Raw genomic sequence first — 3,823 nt, forward strand, 5'->3', positions numbered from 1 at the left:
GGGCGGTACCACCGTGTCGACGGCGGTCGGTGCGGACAGCGTCAGGCTCGCGGCCGTGGCGAGTCCGACGACCAGCATCGACAGGCCGCGCATGCTCACCTCGCGGAGGCTTCCGTTTCGAGGTGGTCGACGAGTTCGCGGGCCGCGGCCCGGCCGGCGCGGTTCGCGCCGATCGTCGACGCCGACGGACCGTACCCGACGAGGTGGATGCGCGGATCGACGGCGACCTGGGTCGCGAGGCGGCCGGTCATGGTGATTCCGCCGCCGGGGTTGCGCAGGCCGAGCGGTGCCAGATGGTCGAGGGAACTGCGGAATCCGGTGCACCACAGGATGACGTCGACGTCCAGCTCTCGACCGTCCGGCCATCGGACACCGTGCTCGGTGATCTCCGAGAAGATCGGAAGATGTTCGAGCACACCGCGTTCGCGGGCGGCACGGATGGCCGGGGTGAGTGGGAGACCGGTCACCGACACCACCGATCCCGGAGGCAACCCGTGCCGGACCCGGTCCTCGACCACCGCGACCGCGGCCCGCCCCTCCTCGGGAGTGAATTCCTCGTCGCGCCAAGCAGGTTCGCGTCGGGTGACCCAGGTGGTTTCGGTGACGCGGGAGATCTCGTCGAGCAGTTGCACCGCGGAGATGCCGCCGCCGACGACGAGGACGTGCTTGCCCGCGAACTCGTCGGCCGTCCGGTAGTCCTTGGTATGCAGTTGCCGGCCGCGGAACCGTGCGGCGCCGGGATACCACGGCACGAACGGGTGCTCCCAGGTGCCGGTCGCGTTGATGATGCCGCGCGCGGCATACACGCCGTGATCGGTTTCCACGCGTAGGTATTCACCGCGGTCGCACACGACGATCACCTGGACGGGCCGACGCACCGGCAGATGGAATCGCTGCTCGTAGGCGCGGTAGTACTCCGGGACCGCCGCGGCGGCGGGTACCTTCCCGTCGGTGGTGTCGACGGCCTCGGCGAACGAGGATCCGGGCAGGTCGTGGAGTCCGTTGACGGTGTCGAGAGTCAGCGTCGGCCAGCGGTGCTGCCATGCCCCGCCGGGGCCGAACGACCGGTCCAGTACCACGAACCCGCTGTCCGGTTCCTTGCCGAACTTCTGCAGGTAGTAGCCCGCCGACAGCCCGGCCTGCCCGGCTCCGATCACGACGATGTCCACGAACGTGTCGGGATCACCGGTCGTCATCGTGTCCGCTCCCTGTCGTGGGTTGGTCTGTGGCAATCATGATGCCAACTGTCCGGGCGGTCCACCGGGCTATGACTCCGAGCCCTCGAAACCACGGGTGGAAATGTGATATCACTTTAATATCGCATTACCGACCACGACGAGGAGCGCGCCATGGCCGCAACGCAATCGACGATCACCGAACGCCCCGGGCGTTCCCGCAACGGCTGGCTGGTGCTCGGCATCGGGCTCCTCGTCGAACTGGCCGGCGTCGGGTTGATCGTGCTGGGTGCACTGCAGACGAACATTCCGCTGATCGTCGCCGGTGCCGTCCTGGTCGTGCTCGCGAGCGCCGCCCTCGCCGGTCTCGTGCTGGTCGAACCGAACCAGGCGCGCGTGCTGCAGCTGCTCGGCGGCTCCTACGCGGGCACACTCCGGGAACCGGGACTGCGCTGGATGAACCCGCTCAACACCCGCCGCAGGATCTCGACCCGGATCCGCAACCTCGAGACCGGCAAGGCGAAGGTCAACGACGCGGACGGCAACCCCATCGAGATCTCGGCGGTCATCGTGTGGCAGGTCCAGGACACCGCCCGCGCCGTCTTCGACGTCGACGACTTCGAGGAGTTCGTCGCGGTCCAGACCGAAGCCGCCGTTCGTCACATCGCCGGCAGCTACCCCTACGACGCGCCCGCCGACACGATGTCGCTGCGTCAGAATGCCGCCGAGATCACCACCAAGCTGTCCGAGGAGGTCGCCGAGCGCGTCCGGTCGGCCGGCGTGCACGTCGTCGAATCGCGCATCAACCAGCTCGCCTATGCCCCGGAGATCGCACAGGCCATGCTGCGCCGCCAGCAGGCGGGCGCGGTCATCGCCGCCCGGGAGCAGATCGTCATGGGCGCGGTCGGGATGGTCGCCACCGCCCTCGATCAGCTCGAGCGCGAGCACACCGTCGAACTCGACGAGGAACGCAAGGCCGCGATGGTCAGCAACCTGCTCGTCGTACTCTGTGGGGACCAGGGTGCCCAGCCCGTCGTCAACACCGGTTCGCTCTACCAGTAGTCAGGTCCGATCCGCATGGCCGAACGCAAGAAGCTGCTGCTACGGCTCGATCCGGCGGTCCACGACGCGCTGGCGAGGTGGGCGGGCGACGAGCTGCGCAGCACCAACGCGCAGATCGAGTTCCTGCTGCGGCGCGCGTTGACCGAGGCCGGCCGGATGCCCGGCCATGTGGAGAAGATCCGCCGGCCCGGTCGCCCGGCGAAGACCGACCGCGCCGAGCCGACCCCGGACGACACGGACGAGTGACGGGACGGAAATCCTTGCCCCGCAAGATGTTCGGATCGGATCACCGTGTCGCACGCCGGACGGTCACCGTGAACACCGAATCCGTGGGCAGTCGCGGCGTCGGCTTCGGACGGTTCTCCGGCGCGGTCGTGCCGACACGGACCAGTGCCTGCGGGCATCCGCCCTCGGGCAGCAACGTGCGGATCATCTCCCGGCTCTGCCCGAACTCGGTCACGTGGGTGAGCGGGCACGTGGCCAGGCGATCGACGGTGGCCTCGAGCAATACCGCCGACAGTGCCTCGCCCGCTCGGAGCCAGTCCTCGCACGTGTTTCCTTCGGTGCTGACCACGATGACGGTCGAGCGGTCGGTCTCCGGGGCGTCGCCCGAGGTGCGGCTGCCCGCCGGGAACCGGCGGCCGATCTCGACGCGCGCGCTCTGCTCCGCCGTGGCGAGCGCCTCCGGGGGAATTCCGAGGGATTCGACGGAATGGCCGGTCCACCAATGGAGTTCGGTCTGATACGCAGTGTCGTAGCGTCGCATCGCAGCGGTGAGCTCGGTGGCGGCACCGAGGACCTGGCGAGCATCCTCCGGCAACACCGTCACCCTCGTTCTCGGGTGGAGCACCTCCCGGAGCGGTCCGGGGAAGCCGGTGCCGGTCGACGGCGGCGCGAACGGCCTGCGGTCGGAATAACGCCTGCGGATCGCGGCCACGAGATCGAAATCGTGCGATGCCGGTCGAGCGCCGTGGCTGAACCGGATGCTGGCCAGATGATTGGAATGTTCTCCCACCGGCAGGCGGTCGATCTCGGTGGACCACTTCAACGCGGTCGCCGCGATCTGCAGGTGATGGAGGGCGGCGCCACAGCTCAGGACGAGTTGCCGCGCGGACGGATCCGTCGACGGCAACAGGCGGCTGCGGTCGCTGAAGAGGTCGAGGCGCCCGTCGGAATACGTCCACCGCCACGGTTGGCTGTTGTGCACCGACGGTGCGCGGCAGGCGAGATCGACTGCCATCCTGACCGTGTTCACATCGGGAATCCGTGGGTCCATGACCACTCCTGGGAGTGCAGCCCGCCGTACAGCCGACGAGTGTGCTGATCCGCTCCCCATCATTGTTCGCCGCCCCTGATTTTACCGCGAGCGACAGGCGCGACCGCGTGGAACGCTCAGGCTCGCCGGATGGGATGATGCCTGCGCCAGGATCGGAAGGTGAGGCAAGGAACATGATCGGGATCAGCCGCGACGGTGACGTCGTCACGATGAAACTGCAGCGCGCCGAGCGGCGGAACGCGCTCAACACCGAGATGTGTGTGCAACTCCGCGAGTGCATCGAGCAGGCCGTCGAGGACGACGCGCGCGT

Annotated in this window: 4 protein-coding genes and 1 pseudogene; 3 read left to right on the top strand and 2 right to left on the bottom strand. The window is 68.5% G+C overall.

What is annotated here, in order from left to right; all coding sequences use genetic code 11:
• Nucleotides 1-95 precede the first annotated feature (95 nt).
• Nucleotides 96-1,196, bottom strand: a complete 1,101-nt coding sequence (locus I0Q12_RS14595) for an NAD(P)-binding domain-containing protein (RefSeq protein WP_197252594.1) — start codon at nt 1,194-1,196, stop codon at nt 96-98.
• Between the two features lie 153 nt (nt 1,197-1,349).
• On the opposite strand from I0Q12_RS14595, the gene I0Q12_RS14600 reads away from it, so the two are divergent.
• Together I0Q12_RS14600 and I0Q12_RS14605 are read left to right on the top strand one after the other, a co-directional pair.
• Entirely contained in the window at nt 1,350-2,237 is an 888-nt protein-coding gene (locus I0Q12_RS14600; RefSeq protein WP_197252595.1) for an SPFH domain-containing protein, read from the top strand.
• Nucleotides 2,238-2,252: 15 nt separating this feature from the next.
• Nucleotides 2,253-2,483: a hypothetical protein gene (locus tag I0Q12_RS14605; protein WP_197252596.1), complete on the top strand. Its 231-nt coding sequence runs from the start codon at nt 2,253-2,255 to the stop codon at nt 2,481-2,483.
• Nucleotides 2,484-2,523: 40 nt separating this feature from the next.
• Here I0Q12_RS14605 and I0Q12_RS14610 read toward each other — a convergent pair whose 3' ends face one another.
• Nucleotides 2,524-3,513, bottom strand: coding sequence for a hypothetical protein (locus I0Q12_RS14610; RefSeq protein ID WP_197252597.1), 990 nt, complete (start codon nt 3,511-3,513; stop codon nt 2,524-2,526).
• A 173-nt stretch (nt 3,514-3,686) separates the two neighbouring features.
• Between I0Q12_RS14610 and I0Q12_RS32885 the strand changes: the two are divergent.
• Nucleotides 3,687-3,823: pseudogene (locus I0Q12_RS32885) on the top strand (enoyl-CoA hydratase); the annotation flags it as partial.

Origin of the sequence: Rhodococcus sp. CX, assembly GCF_015865005.1 — a bacterium.
Lineage (GTDB): Bacteria > Actinomycetota > Actinomycetes > Mycobacteriales > Mycobacteriaceae > Rhodococcus.